Raw genomic sequence first — 21,721 nt, forward strand, 5'->3', positions numbered from 1 at the left:
TTCGCCGGGGCCGTCACTGGTGAAATCGTCGGGCTGATCAGACTCCGGTGCGAGCCTTGGTGCGGGCGTTGCGACGCTTGAGGGCGCGACGCTCGTCCTCGCTCATGCCGCCCCACACACCCGCGTCCTGGCCGGACTCGAGCGCCCAGCTCAGGCACTCGGTGGTGACGGGGCAGCGGTTGCAGACCAGCTTCGCGTCAGCGATCTGCGCGAGCGCGGGCCCGCTGTTCCCCACGGGGAAGAACAGCTCCGGGTCCTCGTCGCGGCAGACGGCCTTATGGCGCCAATCCATTTGATGTAACTCCTCACTATGTGCGCAGCAGGGCGCACGAGCTTTTCTTCGGCTGTTAACGCGTGCGCACGAATTGTTTCTGCGCTGTTGCATCCGATGCTTTCACAGGCTCGACGGATGTCAAGGGAAGCGCGTTAACACGTGGGCAATGTCACTGCGGAACCGCGTTAGGGGTCCGCTTACCCGTTTGTACTACACTCAACACACTTACGCTCAAAATAATTCGGCCGAATGTGTCGCCGCACGTCAGAGCGATTTCGGCGGCGGGGCGACCACGCCCAGAGCGTCCGGCACCGAGGTGAACGTCATGGTTTCGCGCCGCCCGATGTAATCCCCGTCGATCTGGCAGGCGACCGGTGCCTCGGCGGTGATCCGCACCCACGGCAGGTCGTCGTCGCGGACGAGATGGCGGGCGGCGGGATTGGGTTCGCGGGCGAACATCTGCCGGGCCAGCAAGAGGTTCGCCCAGGCGTTCATGCTCGTGGTGGCGAAGACGCCGAGGCCCGTTTCGAACGTGGTGCCGGGGTTGGTCCAGATGGGCCGCCGGTTGGCGTAGGTCCACGGGCTGGAGTTCGACACGAACGCGAAGTGCACGCCGCCGAGCGCATCGCGGTCGGGCAGGTGCAGCGTGAGCGTGGGTTCCTTGCGGACGCTGGCGAGCATCTCGCGGACCGCCACCCGGATGTAGCGCGAGGACGTCACCTTGCGGCCCTTGGCGCGCTGGGCCTCCACGGCCGCCACGACGTCACCGTCGACGCCCATGCCCGCGGTGAACACCCCCCAGCGCTCACCGCAGTCCATCAGCCCGATCCGCCGGCAGGTTCCCCGGCGCCGGTAGTCCCCGAGCAGGTCGACCAGCTGATTGGTGGCCTCGATCGGGTCGGCGCTGATGCCCAGTGCGCGGGCGAAGACGTTGGCCGAGCCGCCGGGGACGACGCCGACCGCGGGGGCGCCGGCGTCGCGTCCGCATTCGGTGAGCACGCCGTTGACCACCTCGTTCACGGTGCCGTCCCCGCCGTGCACGATCAGCACGTCGACGCCGTCGCGGGCCGCCTCGCGGGCGATCTCGACGGCATGACCGCGGTGGTCGGTGTGGGCGATGGTCAGCTCGACCCGGCTCTCCAGCGCGTGAGCCAGCAGGTCGCGGCCTGCCGCGGTGGTCGACGTGGCGTTCGGGTTGACGATCAGCACGGCACGCACGAGGCAAGAGCCTAACGGCGAACCTCTAGGCTCGACGGCGTGACCGTATCCGCGCCGCCGTCCGTGCGCCGAGCCGCCGTCCTGGTGCTGGCAGAAGGCGCCGCCGGGCTGGTGGCCGCCGTGGTGTTCGTGGTGCGGGGGTTCCTCGGCGCCGATCAGCACATCGTCAACGGGTTCGGCAACGCGGCGTGGTTCGCGATCGTCTTCGGCGGGGTGTTCGCCGCGGGCTGGGCGCTGTGGACGGGCCGGCGGTGGGGCCGCGGCCTCGCGGTGTTCACGCAACTGCTGTTGCTGCCGGTGACCTACTACGTCGCCGTCGGATCCCACCAGTGGTTCTACGGCATCCCGGTCGCCGTCGTGGCGCTGACCGCGCTGGCGCTGCTGTTCAGCCCGTCGACGATGCAGTGGGTCGGTGGTCAGGACCCGGCCAGCGCCGACAATTCGGGACCCGACACCCGGTAGGTGATCCAGTCGGTCTGCGGTGTCCCGCCGACGCCGTCGTAGAGCGCGATCGCGTCGACGTTCCAGTCCAGCACCGCCCACGACAACCGGCTGTACCCGTTGTCGACGCATTCGCGGGCCAGCGTGGACAGCAGCCGGCGCGCCAACCCGCGGCGGCGGAACTGCGGCCGCACGAAGAGGTCCTCCAGGTAGATCCCGGCGACGCCGTCCCAGGTGGAGAAGTTGTAGAACCACAGCGCCCCCGCGGCGGGTCGGCCGTCGACCTCGACGAGGTGCCCGTTGACCACCGGCCGGTCACCGAAAAGCGCATTCCGCAACTGACTTTCGGTCAGGCGGCACTCGGCGGCGGCGTGTTCGAACTCGGCGAGCTCGTGCACCATCGCGGTGAGTTCGGCCTCGTCTCCGGGAGTCACCCGGCGGATCTCGACGGTCACGGTGTTACCCCCAGTGCGGACAGGATAGTGGTGAATTTCGTTGTGGTCTCGTCGAGTTCGTCGTCGGGGTCCGATTCGGCGACGATGCCGCCGCCGGAGCGCGCCTGGGCGGTGCGCCGGTCGGCGGCCAGTTGTGCGCACCGGATGGACACCACCCAGCGGCCGTCGCCGGCGGCGTCGCACCATCCCACCGCGCCCGCGTAGAAGCCGCGGTCGCCCTCGAGTCGGTCGATGAGCGCGGCGGCGTCGGCGGTGGGCACCCCGCCGACCGCGGGCGTCGGGTGCAGCGCGACCGCGAGATCCAGTGCGGTGGTGGTGGTGTCGCGCAGCCGGCCGGTGATCGGGGTGCTGAGGTGCCACACCGCGGAGGTCGCGCTGAGTTCGGGTTCGGGAGCGATCCGGACGTCGACGCACAGCGGGTCGAGCGCTCGGCGCATCTCGTCGATGACGACGGCGTGTTCGTGCCGGTTCTTCGCCGATGCGGCGAGCGCCGCGCCGCTGCCCGCATCGGCGGCCGGATCGGTGAACCGCGGTGCCGAACCGGCGAACGGCCGGCAGGTCACCACGTCGCCGCGGCGGGCCACCAGGAGTTCGGGGCTCGCGCCCACCAGCGCGGCGCCGCGGTAGCGCGCGCCCGCGGCGCTCAGGTCCGCCAGGTAGGAGTTCGCGCCGGCGTCGTCGTCGACCAGCCGGCGCAGCACCCCGACCGGGTCGATCGCCCCGTCGGCGGTGAGCTGCAGGGCCCGGGCGAGCACGACCTTGTGCAGGGCGGTGCCCGGTTCGTTGAGGAGGCGTACCGCCTCGGCCACCCGGTCCCGGTGTTCGGCAGGGGGCGGCACGAACGCCGCGATCCGCACGCTCGGCAGCGGCACCGCCGGCCAGGGCGGCAGCACGTCGGGGAAGGCGATCGACTCCGGCCGGAACAGCGCCGTCGGCGCCGACAGGTCGAACGGGAGCGCGCCGACGACGACCGGGGTCCGGCGCGAGGCCAGCGCGGCCTGCGCGTCGGCCAGCGCGGGGTAGGCGGTGTGCACGCCGTGGGCGATCACCGCACCAGCCGGGCCGGTGAGGACGAACGTCGGCTCGGGGTCGGGGACGCCTGCCGTCACGTCGGCGCGCACGAATGCGGGTATCCGGTCAGCGCCAGCGCACTGATCTGGCGCACCCCGTGCTCCCATCCGCACACCGCGATGGACGCCGCGACCATGGCGAACCGGATGCCGTCGGACAGCGGCAACTCGACCCAGCGGCTGAGCACGGCGCGGGAGAAGTGGCCGTGGCCGACGAAGATGACGTCGCGGGTCTCGAGATGGCCGAGCGCCAGCTCGACGGCGCGGTCGGCGCGGGCGCTGACCTGCCCCACCGATTCCCCGCCCGGGGCGCCGTGTGTCCAGATCAGCCAGCCGGGGTCGGATTCGCGGATCTCGGGGGTGGTGCGGCCCTCGTAGTCGCCGTAGTCCCATTCGACGAGCACATCGGATTCCTCGTCGACGGTCAGGCCGGCCAGCTTCGCGGTGTCCAGCGCGCGGCGGCGCGGACTGCTGATCACCAGCGGGTTGTCCAGAACCAGCCGGCTCAGCGCGTCGGCGGTCTGCGTGGCCTGTTCGCGGCCGGTCTCGGTGAGGTCGAGGTCGGTGCGGCTGGTGTGGCGGCCCGAGCGCGACCATTCGGTCTCGCCGTGCCGGATCAGCAACAGTCGATGGTCGGTCTGGCCCACGTTCACCGATTCTGCCGCACGCCGCTGTGCCGGGCGGGTGTGCGTGTCAGGATGGCACGTGTGACGCGGGTACTTGCGGTCGCCAATCAAAAGGGTGGGGTCGCCAAGACGACGACGGTGGCGTCGTTGGGCGCGGCGATGGCGGAGAACGGCAAGCGGGTGCTGCTCGTCGATCTCGACCCGCAGGGGTCGTTGACGTTCTCGCTGGGCCACGACCCCGACAAGCTGCCGGTCTCGGTGCACGAGGTGTTGCTGGGGGAGGTGGAACCCGATGCCGCCCTGGTCGACACGCCGGAGGGGATGTGGCTGCTGCCGGCCAACATCGACCTGGCGGGCGCGGAGGCGATGCTGCTGATGCGCGCTGGGCGCGAACACGCGCTCAAGCGGGCGCTGGGCAAGCTGGCCGGCACCGTCGACCCGTTCGACGTGGTGATCATCGACTGCCCACCGTCGCTGGGGGTGCTCACCCTCAACGGGCTGACCGCCGCCGACGAGGTGATCGTGCCCCTGCAGTGCGAGACGCTGGCGCACCGCGGGGTGGGGCAGTTCATGCGGACGGTGTCCGACGTCCAGCAGATCACCAACCCGGACCTGAGGTTGCTCGGCGCGCTGCCCACCCTCTACGACTCGCGCACCACGCACAGCCGCGACGTGCTGTTCGACGTCGTCGACCGCTACGAGTTGCCGGTGCTGGCGCCGCCGATCCCGCGGACGGTGCGCTTCGCAGAGGCCAGCGCGTCGGGGTCGTCGGTGCTGGCCGGCCGCAAGAACAAGGGTGCGCAGGCCTACCGGGAACTGGCCGAGGCGCTGCTGCGGCACTGGAAGAGCGGGAAGGCGATGGCCACGTTCACCCCGGAAGTCGGTTAGTCCGGGCCGCTCACCCGCCGCCCACCGCCACCAGTTCGCCGCCGCGCTGTTCGAGGATCACCTCGCCGGCGACGGCGGGGACCACCGCGTCCTGCAACGGCGGTCGGGGCAGCGCGATGTGGCGCTCGCCGGTACCCGTTTCGGGATCGAAGACGTCGTAGCCGTCGGTGACCGGCACCAGCAGCCGGTCGGCCATCTCGGTGGCCGGCCCGACGGGACGGTGACCGCCCGACGGCGTGACCGTGTACTTGTACCGCAGCCCGGCCGCCTCGAACACCATCACCGCGTCGCCGCTCCACCAGGTCACCAGGTCACCGGCGCGCGAGGCGGTGGCCGCGGGCGAGGCAGGCGCGTTGACCAGTGTGCTGGCCACCGTGGTCCCGGTCTCGTCGATGACGTTGACCGTGGGCTGCGGCGTCGGCAGGTAGACCGCCGTCGTCGTGTCGGACACGGCGATGACGCGGGCGTCGGAATCCGCGGCCACCCCCGGCAGCTCGACGATCTTGATGTCGGGCGTGTCCTCCTCATCGGACGGCCGCAGCAGGGTGAGGCGCAACTCGGGTTCGTTCGGGCAGGCCTCGAGCACCGATACGGCGGTCGAACTCGCGGCGGCCGAGGTCAGCCGGCACAGCGGGGCGGCGGGCACGTCCGGTTTGATGCGCGCGTCGAGTGCGCCGTAGCTGAGCATGCGCACCATGTCGGAGCGCCACAGCTCGAGCCGCGTCGGACCGGCCGACAGCACGGTGGTGCCGTCGGCGGACAGCGTGACCTGCGGGTCGGCGTAGGCGGTACGGGCGTTGCCGCGTTTGCCGGTCCGGCCGTTGATGGTCATGACCTGCCCGCAGCCGCGGCTGTCGGGGTAAACGGCGACCGCATAGTGGTACACCGACGTCACGCCGCACAGGTCGACGTCACGGGTGTAGCTCCACAGCGTCGCGCCGGTCGCCGGGTCGCGGCCCTCGACCGTGCGGCCGTCGCCGACGGCGACGGCGCCGCCCACGACGACAGGCCGGGTGGTTTTCGGGCTCGCGGCGCTCCACAACTGGCGCAGGGCCGCGGGCACCGCGGTGGCGGCGGGCGGATCGGGCACCGCGGTCTGGGCGGGCCGGCTGATCGTGGCCCTGGCGTCGCTCGTCCACCACACCAGGCCCGCGACCACCGCGAGCACGGCCACGATCGAGACGGCGGCCAGTACGTCGCCGCGGGTGCGGCGTTCGGGTGGGACCACTGGAGGCCGGCGAGTGGTCAGCTGGTGGCGGTGGCGGCCTTGCGCGGGCGGCGGCGCCGCCGCCGGCGAGCCGTCGACTCACCGGTGGGCGCGTCGTCGCCGTCCTCGGTGACCGGCGGCTGGGCGTCGGCCGTGGCGTCGGCGTGCCCGCTGACGGGCTGGCCGCCGCGGGTGCGACGACGGCTGCGGGTGCGGGTGCGGGCCGGCTTGTCGGCCGGGTCGCGCTCCTCGCGCTTGGCCGTCGACTTGACCCGGGACGGGCCGACGTTGCCGGTGGCGTCGGTGGGGATGCCGAGTTCGGTGTACAGGTGCGGTGAGCTCGAGTACGTCTCGGCCGGGTCGGGGCACTTCAGGCCGAGCGCCTTGTCGATCATCTCCCAGCGGGCCAGCTCGTCCCAGTCGACCAGGGTGACCGCCACACCGGTGCGCCCGGCGCGGCCGGTGCGGCCGATGCGGTGCACGTAGGTCTTCTCGTCTTCCGGGCACTGGTAGTTGATGACATGCGTGACGTCGTCGATGTCGATGCCGCGGGCGGCGACGTCGGTGGCGACCAGCACGTCGATGTCACCGGAGCGGAACGACTTGAGCGACTTCTCGCGGGCGATCTGCCCCAGGTCGCCGTGGACCGCGCCGACCTTGAAGCCGCGCTCGGACAGTTCGTCGGCGACCTTCTGCGCGGTGCGCTTGGTGCGGGTGAAGATCATCGTGGCGCCGCGGCCGTCGGCCTGCAGAATGCGGGTGACCAGCTCGACCTTGTCGAGGGCGTGTGCGCGATAGGCGAACTGCTCGGTGGTGTCGTGCGTGGCGGTGGCGTTCGGCGCCTCCGCGCGGATGTGCGTCGGCTGGTTCATGAACGTGCGGGCCAGCGTGATGATCGGGTCCGGCATGGTCGCCGAGAACAGCATCGACTGCCGGGTGTCCGGCGTCTGCCGCAGGATCCGCTCGATGTCGGGCAGGAAGCCCAGGTCGAGCATCTCGTCGGCCTCGTCGAGCACCAGCACCGACAGGCCGCCGAGCTGCAGGTGGCCCTGCTGGGCGAGGTCGAGCAGGCGGCCGGGGGTGCCGACCACGACGTCGGCGCCCCGGCGCAGCGCCTCGATCTGGGGTTCGTAGGGGCGTCCGCCGTAGATGGAGACCACCGACAGCTTGCGGTCACCGGCCGTGAGGTACTTCGCGGCGGCCTCGAGGTCGCCGTGCACCTGCATGCAGAGCTCGCGGGTCGGCACCACGACCAGGGCCCGCGGAATCCCGGTCAGGGCTTTGTCCTCGTCGGTGGCGACACGGTGCAGCAGCGGCACGCCGAACGCGTAGGTCTTGCCCATACCGGTGCGGGCCTGGCCGATGAGGTCTTCGCCGTCGAGGGCCAGCGGAAGGGTCAGTTCCTGGATCGCGAAGGGTTCGTGGATGCCGGCCTCGTCGAGCGCGCGGACGATCTCGTCGCGAACGCCCAGGCTGGCGAAGGTGATGGTGGCAGGTGTGATTAGAGGTGTCATGCGGGAAAACGTGGCCTTTCATGGTCAGACATCGTGTTTTCACGCGCACACGAGTCTGACGATGAAGCGGCTTCGTCGCCCGAAGGGCGGTGCCGATCCGCTGGGCCCTGCGCTGTCGGAGGCGGGCCAACTGCGTGCACGCACATTTCTTCGGAGGCGGCCCGGTCTCTTCTGAGCCCTCTTCTCTGCCGCCGCCTGCTGCCATGATACCCCGGGCCGCTTTGCCGGCGGGGCACGGCGGCTCGCGGCGTTTAGAGTTGGGCCATGAATTCGACGCAGCCTGCCGCCGCCGGAGAGCAGACGGCGCCGCCGTCCGACGCAGGTCTGTCGCCTGATCATCCCGGTGTCGACGAGCTGTTCGCACTGCTGGCCTACGGCGAGGTCGCGGCCTTCTACCGGCTCACCGAGGAAGCCCGGATGGCGCCCAATCTGCGCGGGCGGATCAACATGGCCAGCATGGCGGCCGCGGAGATGAACCACTACGAGCTGCTGCGCGACGCCCTCGAACGCCGGGGGGTGGACGTGGTGCCCGCGATGACCCGCTACGCGTCGGCCCTGGAGAATTACCACCGCCTCACCACGCCGAGCACATGGCTCGAGGCGCTGGTCAAGACCTACATCGGTGATGCGCTGGCCGCCGACTTCTACTCCGAGATCGCCGCGTCGCTGCCCGAGGAGGTGGCCGCGGTGGTGCGCGGGGTGCTGGCCGAGACCGGGCACTCGCAGTTCGTCGTCGCGGAGGTGCGGAGCGCGGTGACCGCCAGCGACCGGCAGCGCCACCGGTTGGCGCTGTGGTCGCGGCGGCTGCTCGGCGAGGCCATCACGCAGGCGCAGTACGTGCTGGCCGACCACGACGAGCTGGTCGATCTGGTGATGTCCGGCGGTGAGGGCCTGACGCAGATGGCGGAGTTCTTCGACCGGCTGCAGCGCACCCACCAGGCGCGCATGCAGGAGCTCGGCCTGGCCTGAGCGCTACTGCGTGCAGGTCGCGATCATCGAATTGTTGTTCTGCGCGACCAGCGTGGTGCCTGCCGCATCGGTGACCGAGCAGTTGAGCTGGCTACCGACGCTCGTCGCGGTCACCGACTTGAGCTCGACCCCGGGGTCGAGCACGACGGTCTTCGACCAGGGCAGCGCGACATTGACCTCGGTCTGCAGGGCACCCTGCCGGTCGGTGTAGATCACCGTGACCAGGTCGATCAGCGGCCGGTTGCCCGTCACCTGGTAGGTGATGGTGCGCGGGTCGGCCGCCGGTGGCGGCGGCGGGGCGGCCGCGCCGGGCGCCGGATCGACCGGAGGTGCCGCGCTGGGTTCCGGCGCGGGCGCCGGGGCGGACGGCGTCACCGTGGTGATCGTCTCGGGCGACAGCGACGGGGGCGGCGGGAGTAGCGGCGCGGCCGCATCCTGCCGCGGGGCCGCGGTGGCCGGGGGTTGGCTCTGGGCCGGCGAGGCGACGGTGGCCGACACCGATCCGCTGTCTCCGCCGCCGAGGATCGCGACCGTGAAGAGCACCGCGATGAGCAGCGTCGCGCCGGCCACGCCGGCCACCCACAGCCACCGGCGGTCCAGCGCCACGGCGTAGGACTCGTACTCGACGTAGGCGTCGTAGTCCTCGTCGTAGGGGTGGTCGTCACCGTCGCCAAGTCGGTCACCGGTGGTGTCATGGCCGTCATGGCCGCCATACGCGTGATAGCCGCGGTCGTCGCGGTGCTGGTGTCTGCGCGACCGCCGGCTGCCGTATCCCGCGGCGTCGGCGGACAGGCGGTCCAGGGGTTCGGTCCGCTCCGACGAGGACGGCGAATAGGGCGTATAAGGCCTGGTCATGACGGCTTTCGGGTCGACTACGGCGGTCCGGTTCCGATGCTAGCGGGGCCAATGTGACAGATGAGGTTCGGCGAGCGCGCAATTCGATCACGGTCCGGCGTCGGTTCGATCGCCGGCCGTGACGGCGGAGTGACCGGTTCGGCGGCCGGCTTCGCGCAGCGCGTAACGACCGCGGCGGCGCGCCGGGCCCCGCTTCCACTAGCCTTTCGGGCGACGGGCCGGCACGGCCCCAGCGACGGTACGAAGGGAAGTGTTCAGCGTGGAGGTCAAGATCGGTGTCATGGACAGCCCGCGCGAGCTGGTCCTCAACAGCGCACAGACCCCCGGTGAGGTCGAGAAGCAGGTGACCGACGCCCTGTCGGCGGGTTCGGGCGTCCTGGCGCTGACCGACGACAAGGGCCGCCGGTTCCTGGTGCAGACGACCCGGATCGCCTACGTCGAGATCGGCGCCGCCGACGTGCGCCGGGTCGGTTTCGGTGTGGTGGGCGCGGAGGCCGTCAAGAACGCGTGAGCGGCACGTGGGACAGCCCGCCCCACGCGAACTGCACTGTGCCGTCGACCGCGTCGTCCTTGGAGATGGGGCGGTCGGCGTGCAGCCAGTAGCGGGCACAGTCGACGCTGATGGCCACCAGACCGACCGCGATCATCCGGGCCCGGTGAGCCTCCAGCCCTGAATCACGGCTGATCAGGTCGAAGACCGCATCCGTGCAGGCCTCGGTGGCGACCTTCACCGCGGCGGCGACCTGCGGCTCGGTGGTGTAGTCGTTCTCGAAGATCAGCCGGTAACCCTGGCTGTCGTGCTCGATGAAGTCGAAGAACGCCTGCACGGCCGCGCGCAGCCGCTGACGGTTGTCGGTGGTGGTGCGCAACGCCTGGCGCACCCCGGAGACCATGTTGTCCACGTGCCGCTGCAGGACCGCGAGATACAACTCGAGCTTCGACGAGAAGTGTTGATAGAGAACCGGTTTGCTCACCCCGGCGCGGTCGGCGATTTCGTCCATGCCTGCGGCGTGGTAGCCGCGATCGACGAAAACCTCGCTCGCAGCGATCAGTAACTGGCCGCGGCGCTCATCACGGGGCAGCCTATTACCGCGCCGGTTGTTGCCCGACGACCCGGAAGCCCCGGAGCCTCCGGCCGGCTTGTCGCCTCTCCTCTCAGCGGTATTGGCGAGATCGCTCATCAAGTCCTCAATCTGGATTCATCTGGCGCCCATGGTGGTGCTCGGCGCAGGCGCCCATCGCTCGACCCTACTACCGATCGTCGGGCCGGTGCGCCAGGACACCGGCCGCAGACCCGGTGGCGCGCCGGGGACGTCGGGACACGGGTCTGTGCCATTCTGGTCCGGTGACCTACGACCCCCGCGCGCGAGGAGGGCCCACGGGTCCGGATCGTCGCGGGAGCGGACGGGTGCCCGCGCTGCGCAGCGAATGGCAGGAACCGCTGCGTGCCCAGCGTGATCCGCTGCGCGCGCAACGCGATCCCCTGACCGCGGACGCCGGCCGGGCCCGGTCCAACCGCGACGACCGGCGGCAGTGGCGCAAGCAGACCTGGCTGGGCCGGTTCGTCTCCACCTACGGCTGGCGGGCGTACGCGCTGCCGGTGCTCGCCGTGCTCACCGTCGTGGTGATCTACCAGACGATCACCGGCACCAGCGTGCCGCAGCAGGTCGTCGACGAGGGCCCGGTGCAGGGGCCGCCGACCATCGGCGTGCCGAGCACCTCGATCGTCGGCGCCCCGCCCAAAGGGCTCACCCAGTTCGACGCCAACCTGCCGACCGGCATCCTGCCCGCCGGCGGGCCGTTCACCGAGGCGGGCGCCAAGACGTGGCACATCGTGCCCGGGACCACGCCGCAGGTGGGTCAGGGCACCACGAAGAACTTCACCTACACCGTCGAGGTCGAGGACGGCCTGGACACCACCGGCTTCGGCGGCGACGAGGGTTTCGCGCGAATGGTGACCGAGACCCTGGCCAACCCGAAGAGCTGGACCCACAATCCGCAGTTCGCGTTCACCCGCATCGACACCGGTGTGCCGGACTTCCGGGTGTCGCTCACCTCGCCGATGACGATCCGGGAGGGCTGCGGATACGACATCCAGCTCGAGGCGTCCTGCTACAACCCCGCCTACCTCGGCGACCAGCCGCGGGTGTTCGTCAACGAGGCCCGCTGGGTCCGCGGCGCGGTGCCGTTCCAGGGCGACATCGGTTCCTACCGCCAGTACCTGATCAACCACGAGGTCGGGCACGCCATCGGCTACCAGCGTCACGAGTCGTGCGCGGAGAACGGTGCGCTGGCGCCGATCATGATGCAGCAGACGTTCTCGACCAGCAACGACGACGCCGCCCGCTTCGATCCGGGCACCGTGCGCGCCGACGGCCTGACGTGCCGCTTCAATCCCTGGCCGTATCCGATCGCCTGAGGCGGGAAGTTCACGGGCTCCGCGACGGTTATGCGGGGTGCCTATTGTGAAGGTGAACGACGGTCGCTGCCCAGGGGCCGACGCACACCGCTCGAGTGGAGGAGATACCGGTGTCCGGGACTTCGTCTTCGTTGCCGCCGCTGGTCGAACCGGCGGCAGAACTGACCCGCGACGAGGTCGCGCGCTACAGCCGTCATCTGATCATCCCGGACCTCGGCCTGGACGGGCAGAAGCGGCTGAAGAACGCCCGCGTGCTCGTCATCGGCGCGGGCGGGCTGGGTTCGCCGACGCTGCTGTACCTCGCCGCCGCCGGGGTGGGCACCATCGGCATCGTCGAATTCGACGTCGTCGACGAGTCGAATCTGCAGCGCCAGATCATCCACGGCCAGTCCGACATCGGCCGCTCCAAGGCCGAGAGCGCACGGGACTCGATCCTGGAGGTCAACCCGCTGGTCGAGGTGCATCTGCACGAGTTCCGGCTGGAGCCCGACAACGCGGTCGACCTGTTCGCGCAGTACGACCTGATTCTCGACGGCACCGACAACTTCGCCACCCGCTACCTGGTCAACGACGCCGCCGTGCTGGCGGGCAAGCCCTACGTGTGGGGGTCGATCTACCGGTTCGAGGGCCAGGTCTCGGTGTTCTGGGAGGACGCCCCCGACGGTCTGGGCCTCAACTACCGCGACCTCTACCCCGAACCGCCGCCACCTGGCATGGTGCCGTCGTGCGCCGAGGGTGGGGTGCTGGGCATCCTGTGCGCGTCGATCGCGTCGGTGATGGGCACCGAGGCGATCAAGCTGATCACCGGTATCGGCGAGACGCTGCTGGGCCGGCTGATGGTCTACGACGCCCTCGACATGACCTACCGCACGATCAAGATCCGCAAGGACCCGTCGACGCCGAAGATCACAGAGCTCATCGACTACGAGGAGTTCTGCGGCGTGGTGTCCGACGCCGCCGCCGAGGCCGCCGCCGATTCGACGATCACGCCGCGCGAGCTCAAGGAACTGCTGGATTCCGGCAAGCCGCTGGCGCTGATCGACGTCCGGGAACCGGTCGAGTGGGACATCAACCACATCACCGGGGCCGAGCTGATCCCGAAGGGCGCCTTCGAGAGCGGTGAAGCGCTGGCCAAACTGCAGGTGGACCGGACGCCGGTGTTCTACTGCAAGACCGGCGTGCGCTCGGCCGAGGTGCTGGCCATCGCCAAGAAGGCGGGTTTCTCCGACGCCATGCACGTGCAGGGCGGGATCGTGGCGTGGGGCAGGCAGCTCGAACCCGACATGGTGATGTACTGACGCGCCGAGGTCTCAAGCCCGCATCGGCTCGGTGACACAGCAGGTCAGCGCGTCAATTGTCGGGCCGCCGCCCGGTAGCCTGAGCCGGTGACCACCGAACGTCCGCCCGAACATGTCCTGGCCGCGTTCGGGTTGGTCGGCGTGCGTCCGGTGCCGCTCGGGTCGAGCTGGGAGGGCGGCTGGCGCTGCGGCGAAGTGGTGCTGTCGATGGTCGCCGACCACGCCCGCGCCGCCTGGTCGGCGAAGGTCCGCGAGACGCTGTTCGTCGACGGGGTCCGCCTGGCCAGGCCGGTCCGCTCCACCGACGGCCGCTACGTGGTGGCCGGCTGGCGGGCCGACACGTTCGTCGCCGGCACCCCCGAGCCGCGGCACGACGAGGTGGTGTCGGCCGCGGTGCGGCTGCACGAGGCGACCGCGACGCTCGAGCGTCCGCGGTTCCTCACCCAGCCGCCGGTCGCGCCGTGGGGGGATGTGGACGTGTTCATCGCCGCCGATCGCGCGGCGTGGGAGGAACGCCCGCTGCACTCGCTGCCGCCCGGTGCGCGGGTGGCGCCCGGATCCACCGACGGTCAACGTTCGGTCGAGCTGATCAACCAGCTTGCGACGCTGCGCCGGCCCACCAAGAGCCCGAGCCAGCTGGTGCACGGCGACCTGTACGGCACGGTGCTGTTCGCCGGGACCGCTGCCCCCGGCATCACCGACATCACGCCCTACTGGCGGCCGTCCTCATGGGCGGCCGGGGTGGTGGTGGTCGACGCGCTGTCGTGGGGCGAAGCCGACGACGGCCTCATCGAGCGGTGGGCTTCGCTGCCGGAGTGGCCACAGATGTTGTTGCGCGCGTTGATGTTCCGGTTGGCCGTCCACGCGCTGCACCCGCGGTCGACGGCGGCCGCGTTCCCGGGTCTGGCCCGCACCGCCGCGCTGGTCCGCCTGGTGCTCTGACCCGTCGTCAGAACCGGTGACGCAGCTCGGCCAGCGGGATTCGCCCGTCGACGGCGAGAACGCCTTCGGCGCGCAGCAATTCGAGCTGGCGGGTGGCCAGATGCGGGGCTGGGCGTCCGGACGCGGTGATCACCCGGTGCCACGGCAGGTCGGACGAATCGGTGCGCATGATCCAGCCGACGATCCGCGCACTGGACAGGCCGGCGGCCTCGGCGATGTCGCCGTAGGTGCTGACCCGGCCGGCCGGGATCGCCGCGACCAGGGCGCGCACGGCCTCCACCTGCTCGTCGGTGATGGCCGCCACGGTCAGCGCCGGTCGAGGTGGCCGCGGATCACCTCGGCGGTCTGGGCCGGCATCGCGTGGGCCACCATGTGGTCGCAATCCCACTGCAGCACGGTCAGATCGGAGCCCAGCGCGGCGTCGAGGGCGCTGAGCAGCTCGTCGGTGGCGTAGGGCGGCTGGGTGCGCGAGGCCCGGATCAGCGTGGTGGGCGTCCCGTCGCGGGGCGCCGCGACGGGGCGGGCCAACTCACTCCAGTACGACATCATCGCGGGCACGCTGATGCGCCAGCCGCTGCGTCCGTTCGGCAGGGTGATCAGGTGCTCGTCGAGTTCGCGGTCGAGTTCGTCGGCGTCGACCTCACCCCAGGACCCCGAGACCTTCTCGGCCCGCGCCTCGTCCCGGTCGGTGTAGTCGGGCGAGGCGAACATCTCGTCGGCGATCTCGCGCATCCAGTCCCCGTCGAGGGCCACCGCCGGGTCCAGCAGCACCAGACCGGACACCAGGTCCGGACGTGCGGCGGCCAGCGCCAGCGCGACCGCCCCGCCGAACGAGTGACCCGCCACCACGACCGGCGGCCCGCCGTCGGCGTCGAGCAGCGCGGCCAGCGCCTCGGTGTTGGCCTCCAGCGTCCACGGCGCCGCCCACGACGACCGGCCGTGACCGATCAGGTCCGGTGCGGCGACGCTCACCCCGGGCAGGTGCCGGGTCGCCAGGGTCTGCCAGCGCTGACCGTGGCCGGTCAGCCCGTGGACGGCCAGCAGGTGCGGGGGCCCGTCGGGGCCGTAGCGGTGCACGTGCAACTTCACGTGGTCATGGTGCCAGTCGACGGTCCCGGCCTGCGCCGACGGGGGCTTGTCGGACCCCCGTGGTGTCATGCCCTCATGACCGCACCGGACGTCGCGCCCAGCACGCGCACCCCCTTGGGCGCCGAGCACCTCGAGCCGGGTTCGGACGGCGTGGTGCGCGTGCTCGGCGGCCCCGGCACCGGCAAGACAACCGCGCTGCTGGACACGGCGGCCGCGCACATCGCCGCGGGCGTCGCACCGGATTCGGTTCTGCTGCTGACCGGTTCGGCGTCGCTGCGGGACGCCGCGCGGGCCGAGATCACGCGCAGGCTGCTGCGCGAGGGCGGGCGCACGGTCGTGCGGGAACCGCTCGTGCGGACCGTGCACTCGTATGCGTTCGCCGTGCTCCGGTTGGCCGCGCAGCGCAACGGTGATCCGCCGCCGCGGCTGATCACCGGCGCCGAACAGGACGGCATCATCCGGGAGCTGCTCGCCGGCGACGTCGAAGACGGTGACCGCTCGCCGGTGGCGTGGCCGGCCGACCTGCGCCCGGCGTTGACCACCGCCGGCTTCGCCACCGAACTGCGCGATCTGATGGCGCGGTGTACCGAACGTGGGGTCGATCCGGTTGGGCTGCAACGCCTGGGCCGGCTGTCGGGACGGCCCGAGTGGTCGGCGGCCGGCCGCTTCGCCCAGGCCTACGAACAGGTCATGCTGCTGCGCTCGGCGGTCGGCATGGCCGCGCCGCAGGCGACGGTGCCCGCACTCGGCGCGGCCGAACTGGTCAGCGCCGCGCTCGAGGCGTTCGCCGTCGACGCCGATCTGCTTGCCGCCGAACGTGACCGGCTCACGCTGCTGCTCGTCGACGATGCGCAGCAGCTCGACCCGCAGGCCGCGCAGCTGGTGCGGGTGCTGGCGGCGGGTGCGCGGCTCACCGTCATCGCCGGCGACCCCGATCAGGCGGTGTTCGGCTTCCGCGGCGCCGATCCGGCGCTGTTGCGCACCGACCGTGACGAGGCCGTGCTCACCCTGACCCGGTCACACCGCTGTGCCCCGGCGATCGCCGATGCGATCGCGGGGCTGGCCGGCCGGCTGCCCGGGCGGCCGGCCGGTGAGCTGATCGGATCCGGGCCCGAACACGGCACGGTCGCGGTGCGGCTCGCTGCGAGCACCCACGACCAGTCGGTGCTGATCGCCGACGCGCTGCGACGGGCGCACCTCGTCGAGGGGGTGCCGTGGTCGCAGATGGCGGTCGTGGTGCGGTCGCTGCCGCGCACCGGGACGCCGTTGGCGCGGGCGTTGAGCGCCGCCGGGGTGCCGGTGGACCTGCCCGCCGTCGCCCCGCTGGCCGACGAGCCGGCGGTGCGCGCACTGCTGACGGTGCTCGACGCCACGGCAGGGGAACTGACCGGCGCACAGGCCGAAGAGCTGCTGTCCGGGCCCATCGGCCGGGTCGATCCGGTCACCATGCGCCAGGTGCGGCGGGCCCTGCGCCGGGCCGACGGCAGCCATCCGCCGCGTGGCTTCGCCGACCTGCTGGTGGCCGCGCTCACCGGGGCACTGCCCGATCTCGCCCCGGACCTGCAGCGGCCGCTGCGGCGGGTGCGGGCGGTGCTGACGGCCGCGCGGCGCAGCGCCGCCGACGGCCTCGATCCGCGGCACACCCTGTGGCAGGCCTGGCACCGCAGCGGCCTGCAGCGCCGGTGGCTGACGGCCAGCGAACGCGGCGGCGCGGCGGGGGAGCAGGCCGACCGTGACCTCGACGCCGTCACCGCGCTGTTCGACGTCACCGAGCAGTACGTGACGCGCACCGCGGCCGCGTCGCTGCGCGGTCTTCTCGACCACGTCGCCGCGCTCGGGTTGCCGCCCACCCGGCGCACCGGCCGGCGGTCCACCCCGGCCGTGGCGGTGCTCAGCGCACATGCCGCGCTGGCGGGCGAATGGGATGTCGTGGTGATCGCCGGGCTGCAGGAAGGTCTGTGGCCCAATACCGTTCCGCGCGGCGGCATCCTGGGCACCCAGCGCCTGGTCGATGTGCTCGACGGCGTCACCGCGTCGGCGGACGAGCCGGTGTCGACGCGGGCCCCGCTGCTGGCCGAGGAGCGGCGTCTGCTGATCGCCGCGCTCGGCCGCGCCCGCCGCCGGGTACTGGTCACCGCGGTCGACGGCGACTCCGGTGACGACGCGTTGCTCCCGTCGGCGTTCTGCCACGAACTCGCCGCGCTGGCCACCGGCGGGGGTGACGACGATGCGCCGCCCGTGCGGGCGCCACGGCTGCTGGCGCCCGCCGCGATGGTCGGGCGCCTGCGGGCGGTGGTGTGCGCACCCGACGGCGCGGTCGACGACGCGGCCCGCCGGTGCGCCGCGGCGCAACTGGCGCGGCTGGCGGCGGCCGGTGTGCCCGGCGCCGAGCCCGCGCAGTGGCAGGTGATGACGCCGCTGTCCAGCGACGAACCACTGTGGCCCGACGACCAGGCCGTGCTCACGCTGTCGCCGTCGACGCTGCAGACCCTCACCGACTGCCCGCTGCGCTGGGTGCTCGAACGGCACGGCGGCCGTGACGGCCGGGACGTGCGGTCGGCGGTCGGTTCGCTGGTGCACGCGCTGGTCTCCGACCCCGGCCGCACCGAGAGCCAGCTCGTCAACGACCTCGAAAAGGTCTGGCCGCAACTGCCGTACGACGCGGCCTGGCATGCCGACAACGAGCTGACCCGCCACCAGGCGATGCTCACCGCGTTCGCGCAGTGGCGCGCCCAGACCCGCGGGCAGTACACCGAGGTGGGCACCGAGGTCGACGTCGACGGTGTGGTGGCCGGCGGTGCGGACGGGCCGTCGGTGCAGGTGCGCGGCCGGCTCGACCGGCTGGAGCGCGACGCCGAGGGACGGCTGGTGGTGGTCGACCTCAAGACCGGGAAGAGCCCGGTCACCAAGGACGATGCGCAGCGGCACGCACAGCTGGCGATGTACCAGCTGGCCGTCGCGGCCGGTCTGCTCCCCGACGGCGACGTCCCCGGCGGCGGCCGGCTGGTGTACCTCGGCAAGAGCGGTGCCGCGGGGCCCACCGAACGAGAACAGGCTGCGATGACACCCGAGACCGTCGCGCAGTGGCGCGACGCGGTGGCCCAGGCGGCGGCCGCCACTCAGGGCCCGCAGTTCGTGGCGCGGGTCAACGACGGCTGCGCGCACTGCCCGGTGCGCAGCAGTTGCCCCGCCCAGGCCGCGGGAGAGCGCTCGTGAACGCGCGCTACAGCCCTGAGGAACTGGCCTCGGCGCTGGGCCTTTTCGCGCCCACCGAGGAACAGGCCGCGGTGATCGCCGCGCCACCGGGTCCGCTGGTGGTTATCGCCGGTGCGGGGGCGGGCAAGACCGAGACCATGGCCGCGCGGGTGGTGTGGCTCGTCGCCAACGGCTACGCGACGCCGGGTCAGGTGCTGGGCCTGACGTTCACCCGGAAGGCGGCCGGTCAGTTGCTGCGCCGCGTCCGCACCCGTCTGGCCCGCCTGGCCGGCGCCGGTCTGGTCGCGGGTGCCGACGCACTCGAGGACCCGCCGACGGTCAGCACATATCACGCATTCGCCGGCGCCCTGCTGCGCGAGCACGGCCTGCTGCTCCCGGTCGAGCCGGAGACCCGCCTGCTGGGGGAGACCGAGCTGTTCCAGCTGGCGCACCGGGTGGTGTGCGAGTACCCCGGCCCGCTGGAGGTGGAGAAGACCCCGGCCGCGGTGACGTCGATGGTGCTCAAGCTAGCCGGTCAGCTGGCCGAACATCTCGTCGACACCGACCAGCTGCGCGATTCGCACCTCGAGCTCGAACGCCTGGTGCACACCCTGCCCGCAGGCCCACGCCAACGCGACGGCGGGCCCAGCCAGTGGCTGCTGCGCATGCTGGCCACCCAGACCGAACGCACCGAGCTGATCCCGCTGATCGATGCCCTGCATGCCCGGATGCGTGACGAGAAGGTGATGGACTTCGGCATGCAGATGGCGGCGGCGGCCCGGCTCGCCGCCGGTTTCCCGCAGGTCGGTGCCCAGCTGCGGGAACGGTTCCGGGTGGTGCTGCTCGACGAGTACCAGGACACCGGCCACGCCCAGCGGGTCGCGCTGTCGGCGTTGTTCGGCGGCGGTGTCGACGATCAGCTCGCGCTCACCGCGGTCGGTGATCCGATCCAGTCCATCTACGGCTGGCGCGGTGCGTCGGCGACCAACCTGCCCCGGTTCACCACCGACTTCCCCCGCTCGGACGGCAGCCCGGCACCCACGCTGGAGCTGCGGACCAGCTGGCGCAACCCGCCCAGCACCCTGCACCTGGCCAACGCGGTGTCCGCCGAGGCGCGGCAACGGTCGGTGGCGGTCCGCGAGTTGCGGCCCCGCCCGGGTGCGGAGCCGGGCACCATCCGGCTGGCGTTACTCGACGACGTCGTCGTCGAACGCGAATGGGTCGCCGACGAGGTGGCGCGTCGCTACCACGCGGCCCGGGTGGGTGGCGAGTCACCGCCGACCGCGGCGGTCCTGTTGCGCCGCAACGCCGATGCGGCACCCATGGCCGAGGCGCTGACGGCCCGCGGCGTTCCGGTGGAGGTGGTCGGGCTGGCGGGTCTGCTCGGCGTTCCGGAGGTGGCCGACGTGGTCGCGATGCTGCGGCTGGTCGCCGACCCGACCGCCGGCGCCGCCGCCATGCGCACGCTCACCGGCCCGCGGTGGCGCCTCGGTGGCCGCGACCTCACCGCGTTGTGGCGGCGGGCGGTCGACCTCGACGACGTGCCGGGCGCCGGCGCGCAGGCGAGCGCCGAACAGATCGTCGCGCAAGTCGCACCCGACGCCGACGCCGCGTGCCTCGCCGACGCCATCTGCGATCCCGGCCCGGCCGAGCGCTACTCCTCGCAGGGGTACCGCCGCATCACCGCGCTGGGGCGTGAATTGACCGCGCTGCGAGGCCATCTGAGCGTCCCGCTGCCGGATCTGGTCGCCGAGATCCGCCGGGTCCTCGGTGTCGACGCCGAGGCCCGCGCGGGCCGCTCGGTCGCCGCGGGCTGGTCGGGGTCCGAGCATCTCGACGCGTTCGTCGACGTCGTCGCCGACTACGCGGGCCGCCCCGGTGCCTCGGTCACCGGCCTGCTGGCGTACCTGGACGCGGCGATGGAGGTGGAGAACGGGCTGGCCCCGCCCGAGCTCACCGTGTCGACCGATCGGGTGCAGATCCTCACCGTGCACGCCGCCAAGGGGTTGGAGTGGCAGCTGGTGGCCGTCCCGCACCTGAGCGGGCGGATCTTCCCGTCGACCGCGCAGACGCGGACCTGGCTCACCGATCCGGCCGATCTACCGCCGCTGCTGCGTGGCGACCGGGCCACCACCACCGACCACGGTGTGCCGATCCTGGACGGCTCGGACATCAACGACCGCAAGATGCTGTCGGACCGGATCAACGACCACAAGCGGCGTCTCGAGCAACGGCGGGTCGACGAGGAGCGTCGGCTGCTCTACGTGGCGCTGACCCGCGCCGAGGACACCCTGCTGCTGTCCGGTCACCATTGGGGCGGCACCGAGGGCAAGCCGCGCGGCCCGTCGGAGTTCCTCTGCGAGCTCAAGGACATCATCGACGCATCGGCCGCGGCCGGGCGGCCGTGCGGGGTGGTCGACCAGTGGGCCCCCGAGCCGCCCGAGGGTGAGTCGAACCCCTTGCGGGACAACGTCACCGAGGTGATGTGGCCCGCCGACCCGGCCGGGCACCGGCGCGCCGACGTCGACCGCGGCGCCGCGCTGGTGGCCCACGCCATGGCCGCCCCCGAGGCCGACGTCGACGACATCGAGGGCTGGTCGGCCGATGTGGACGCTCTACTGGCCGAGCGGGACCGGGTGGCGCAACCGGCGCCGCCGTCGCTGCCGGGACAGCTGTCGGTCAGCGCGCTGGTCGACCTGAGCGGGGAGCGGGACGCCGCCCTGGCCCGGCTGAGCCGGCGGATGCCGGCCCGACCGGACCCGAACGCGTTCCTGGGCACCGCCTTCCACGAGTGGGTGCAGCGGTTCTACGGCGCCGAGCGGCTCTTCGACCTCGACGACCTGCCCGGTGCGACGGACAGCGATGCGCGACGCGCCGAGGGTGAGCAGCTCGCGCGGTTGCAGGAGGCGTTCATGGCCTCGCCCTGGGCGGCGCGCACGCCGGTCGACGTGGAGGTCCCGTTCGACATGGTGATCGGCGAGACGATCGTGCGGGGCCGCATCGACGCGGTGTTCGCCGACGACGACGGCGGCGCCACCGTCGTCGACTGGAAGACCGGCGCACCGCCGGACACGCCGGAGGCCGCCGAGCGCGCCGCGGTCCAGCTCGCGGTGTACCGGGTGGCGTGGGCGGCGCTGCACGAGTGCCCGGTGGAGCGGGTCCGGGCGGCGTTCCACTACGTCGCCACGGGTCAGACTGTGTGCCCCGCCGACCTGCCCGGCCCCGACGACCTGGCGGCGCTGCTGGCGGCGGCCGCCTGAG

General features: G+C 72.1%; 20 protein-coding genes. 9 read left to right on the forward strand and 11 right to left on the reverse strand.

The genetic code is table 11. The features are described from left to right. Positions 1-37 precede the first annotated feature (37 nt). Complete coding sequence (whiB1, locus tag E4P42_RS11475) at positions 38-292, reverse strand: transcriptional regulator WhiB1 (RefSeq protein ID WP_003893300.1); 255 nt, start codon at positions 290-292, stop codon at positions 38-40. A 246-nt stretch (positions 293-538) separates the two neighbouring features. Then, entirely contained in the window at positions 539-1,492 is a 954-nt protein-coding gene (locus tag E4P42_RS11480) for a diacylglycerol kinase family protein (RefSeq protein WP_135126182.1), read from the reverse strand. 39 nt (positions 1,493-1,531) lie between these two features. Between E4P42_RS11480 and E4P42_RS11485 the strand changes: the two genes are divergently transcribed. Continuing rightward, complete coding sequence (locus tag E4P42_RS11485; protein ID WP_135126183.1) at positions 1,532-1,954, forward strand: hypothetical protein; 423 nt, start codon at positions 1,532-1,534, stop codon at positions 1,952-1,954. Here E4P42_RS11485 and E4P42_RS11490 read toward each other — a convergent pair. Genes E4P42_RS11490 through E4P42_RS11500 form a run of 3 tightly spaced genes read right to left on the reverse strand, consistent with a single transcriptional unit; the run spans position 1,909 to position 4,105 of the window. Continuing rightward, positions 1,909-2,388, reverse strand: a complete 480-nt coding sequence (locus E4P42_RS11490) for a GNAT family N-acetyltransferase (protein ID WP_135126184.1) — start codon at positions 2,386-2,388, stop codon at positions 1,909-1,911. The two genes, E4P42_RS11485 and E4P42_RS11490, sit on opposite strands and share 46 nt — an antisense overlap. Next, the gene (locus E4P42_RS11495) at positions 2,385-3,509 is read right to left on the reverse strand and encodes an isochorismate synthase MenF (protein ID WP_245233979.1); all 1,125 of its coding nucleotides are present in this window, start codon (positions 3,507-3,509) and stop codon (positions 2,385-2,387) included. The genes E4P42_RS11490 and E4P42_RS11495 overlap by 4 nt, the downstream gene beginning before the upstream one ends. Continuing rightward, positions 3,494-4,105 carry an acid phosphatase gene (locus tag E4P42_RS11500; protein ID WP_135126186.1) on the reverse strand — a complete coding sequence of 204 codons (612 nt, stop codon included), beginning with the start codon at positions 4,103-4,105 and terminating at the stop codon, positions 3,494-3,496. Before E4P42_RS11500 ends, E4P42_RS11495 begins: the two co-directional genes overlap by 16 nt. A gap of 51 nt (positions 4,106-4,156) precedes the next feature. Between E4P42_RS11500 and E4P42_RS11505 the strand changes: the two genes are divergently transcribed. Then, positions 4,157-4,972: a ParA family protein gene (locus E4P42_RS11505; RefSeq protein WP_167759455.1), complete on the forward strand. Its 816-nt coding sequence runs from the start codon at positions 4,157-4,159 to the stop codon at positions 4,970-4,972. Between the two features lie 10 nt (positions 4,973-4,982). On the opposite strand, the gene E4P42_RS11510 is transcribed toward E4P42_RS11505, so the two are convergent. Next, positions 4,983-6,200 carry a hypothetical protein gene (locus E4P42_RS11510; RefSeq protein WP_135126188.1) on the reverse strand — a complete coding sequence of 406 codons (1,218 nt, stop codon included), beginning with the start codon at positions 6,198-6,200 and terminating at the stop codon, positions 4,983-4,985. A gap of 17 nt (positions 6,201-6,217) precedes the next feature. Then, positions 6,218-7,693: a DEAD/DEAH box helicase gene (locus E4P42_RS11515; protein ID WP_135126189.1), complete on the reverse strand. Its 1,476-nt coding sequence runs from the start codon at positions 7,691-7,693 to the stop codon at positions 6,218-6,220. 264 nt (positions 7,694-7,957) lie between these two features. Here E4P42_RS11515 and E4P42_RS11520 point away from each other — a divergent pair, with 264 nt between their 5' ends. Beyond that, a complete protein-coding gene (locus E4P42_RS11520; RefSeq protein WP_135126190.1) occupies positions 7,958-8,662 on the forward strand; it encodes a ferritin-like fold-containing protein in 705 nt (234 codons plus the stop codon). Positions 8,663-8,665: 3 nt separating this feature from the next. Here E4P42_RS11520 and E4P42_RS11525 read toward each other — a convergent pair whose 3' ends face one another. Further along, positions 8,666-9,517, reverse strand: a complete 852-nt coding sequence (locus tag E4P42_RS11525) for a hypothetical protein (RefSeq protein ID WP_135126191.1) — start codon at positions 9,515-9,517, stop codon at positions 8,666-8,668. A 259-nt stretch (positions 9,518-9,776) separates the two neighbouring features. Here E4P42_RS11525 and E4P42_RS11530 point away from each other — a divergent pair, with 259 nt between their 5' ends. Continuing rightward, the gene (locus tag E4P42_RS11530) at positions 9,777-10,028 is read left to right on the forward strand and encodes a DUF3107 domain-containing protein (protein ID WP_135126192.1); all 252 of its coding nucleotides are present in this window, start codon (positions 9,777-9,779) and stop codon (positions 10,026-10,028) included. Here the strand turns inward: E4P42_RS11530 and E4P42_RS11535 are convergent. Beyond that, on the reverse strand, positions 10,015-10,698 hold the full coding sequence (locus tag E4P42_RS11535; RefSeq protein WP_135126193.1) for a TetR/AcrR family transcriptional regulator: 684 nt from the start codon (positions 10,696-10,698) through the stop codon (positions 10,015-10,017). The genes E4P42_RS11530 and E4P42_RS11535 overlap by 14 nt on opposite strands. Positions 10,699-10,862: 164 nt before the next feature. Between E4P42_RS11535 and E4P42_RS11540 the strand changes: the two genes are divergently transcribed. From E4P42_RS11540 to E4P42_RS11550, 3 genes are all read left to right on the forward strand, one after another. Continuing rightward, on the forward strand, positions 10,863-11,936 hold the full coding sequence (locus E4P42_RS11540) for a DUF3152 domain-containing protein (RefSeq protein ID WP_135126194.1): 1,074 nt from the start codon (positions 10,863-10,865) through the stop codon (positions 11,934-11,936). Between the two features lie 110 nt (positions 11,937-12,046). After that, complete coding sequence (moeZ, locus tag E4P42_RS11545) at positions 12,047-13,234, forward strand: adenylyltransferase/sulfurtransferase MoeZ (RefSeq protein WP_135126195.1); 1,188 nt, start codon at positions 12,047-12,049, stop codon at positions 13,232-13,234. An 87-nt stretch (positions 13,235-13,321) separates the two neighbouring features. Beyond that, positions 13,322-14,176 carry a TIGR02569 family protein gene (locus E4P42_RS11550; RefSeq protein ID WP_135126196.1) on the forward strand — a complete coding sequence of 285 codons (855 nt, stop codon included), beginning with the start codon at positions 13,322-13,324 and terminating at the stop codon, positions 14,174-14,176. Between the two features lie 7 nt (positions 14,177-14,183). On the opposite strand, the gene E4P42_RS11555 is transcribed toward E4P42_RS11550, so the two are convergent. Together E4P42_RS11555 and E4P42_RS11560 are read right to left on the reverse strand one after the other, a co-directional pair. Beyond that, the gene (locus tag E4P42_RS11555) at positions 14,184-14,480 is read right to left on the reverse strand and encodes an MGMT family protein (RefSeq protein ID WP_135126197.1); all 297 of its coding nucleotides are present in this window, start codon (positions 14,478-14,480) and stop codon (positions 14,184-14,186) included. 2 nt (positions 14,481-14,482) lie between these two features. Next, positions 14,483-15,334 (reverse strand): alpha/beta fold hydrolase, encoded by an 852-nt coding sequence (locus tag E4P42_RS11560; protein ID WP_135126198.1) that lies wholly within the window; start codon positions 15,332-15,334, stop codon positions 14,483-14,485. A gap of 6 nt (positions 15,335-15,340) precedes the next feature. On the opposite strand from E4P42_RS11560, the gene E4P42_RS11565 reads away from it, so the two are divergent. Beyond that, the gene (locus E4P42_RS11565; protein ID WP_135126199.1) at positions 15,341-18,481 is read left to right on the forward strand and encodes an ATP-dependent DNA helicase; all 3,141 of its coding nucleotides are present in this window, start codon (positions 15,341-15,343) and stop codon (positions 18,479-18,481) included. Beyond that, a complete protein-coding gene (locus E4P42_RS11570) occupies positions 18,478-21,720 on the forward strand; it encodes an ATP-dependent DNA helicase (protein WP_135126200.1) in 3,243 nt (1,080 codons plus the stop codon). Before E4P42_RS11565 ends, E4P42_RS11570 begins: the two co-directional genes overlap by 4 nt. Position 21,721 lies beyond the last annotated feature (1 nt).

The sequence above is a fragment of the Mycobacterium sp. PS03-16 genome (genome assembly GCF_004570325.1).
GTDB lineage: Bacteria > Actinomycetota > Actinomycetes > Mycobacteriales > Mycobacteriaceae > Mycobacterium.

Bases quoted from the DNA above. Each gene is read 5' to 3' on its own strand.
- whiB1 (WP_003893300.1), bottom strand. From the start codon at position 292: ATGGATTGGCGCCATAAGGCCGTCTGCCGCGACGAGGACCCGGAGCTG.
- E4P42_RS11505 (WP_167759455.1), top strand. From the start codon at position 4,157: ATGGCACGTGTGACGCGGGTACTTGCGGTCGCCAATCAAAAGGGTGGG.
- E4P42_RS11515 (WP_135126189.1), bottom strand. From the start codon at position 7,693: ATGACACCTCTAATCACACCTGCCACCATCACCTTCGCCAGCCTGGGC.
- E4P42_RS11520 (WP_135126190.1), top strand. From the start codon at position 7,958: ATGAATTCGACGCAGCCTGCCGCCGCCGGAGAGCAGACGGCGCCGCCG.
- E4P42_RS11525 (WP_135126191.1), bottom strand. From the start codon at position 9,517: ATGACCAGGCCTTATACGCCCTATTCGCCGTCCTCGTCGGAGCGGACC.
- E4P42_RS11535 (WP_135126193.1), bottom strand. From the start codon at position 10,698: ATGAGCGATCTCGCCAATACCGCTGAGAGGAGAGGCGACAAGCCGGCC.
- E4P42_RS11560 (WP_135126198.1), bottom strand. From the start codon at position 15,334: ATGACACCACGGGGGTCCGACAAGCCCCCGTCGGCGCAGGCCGGGACC.
- E4P42_RS11565 (WP_135126199.1), top strand. From the start codon at position 15,341: ATGACCGCACCGGACGTCGCGCCCAGCACGCGCACCCCCTTGGGCGCC.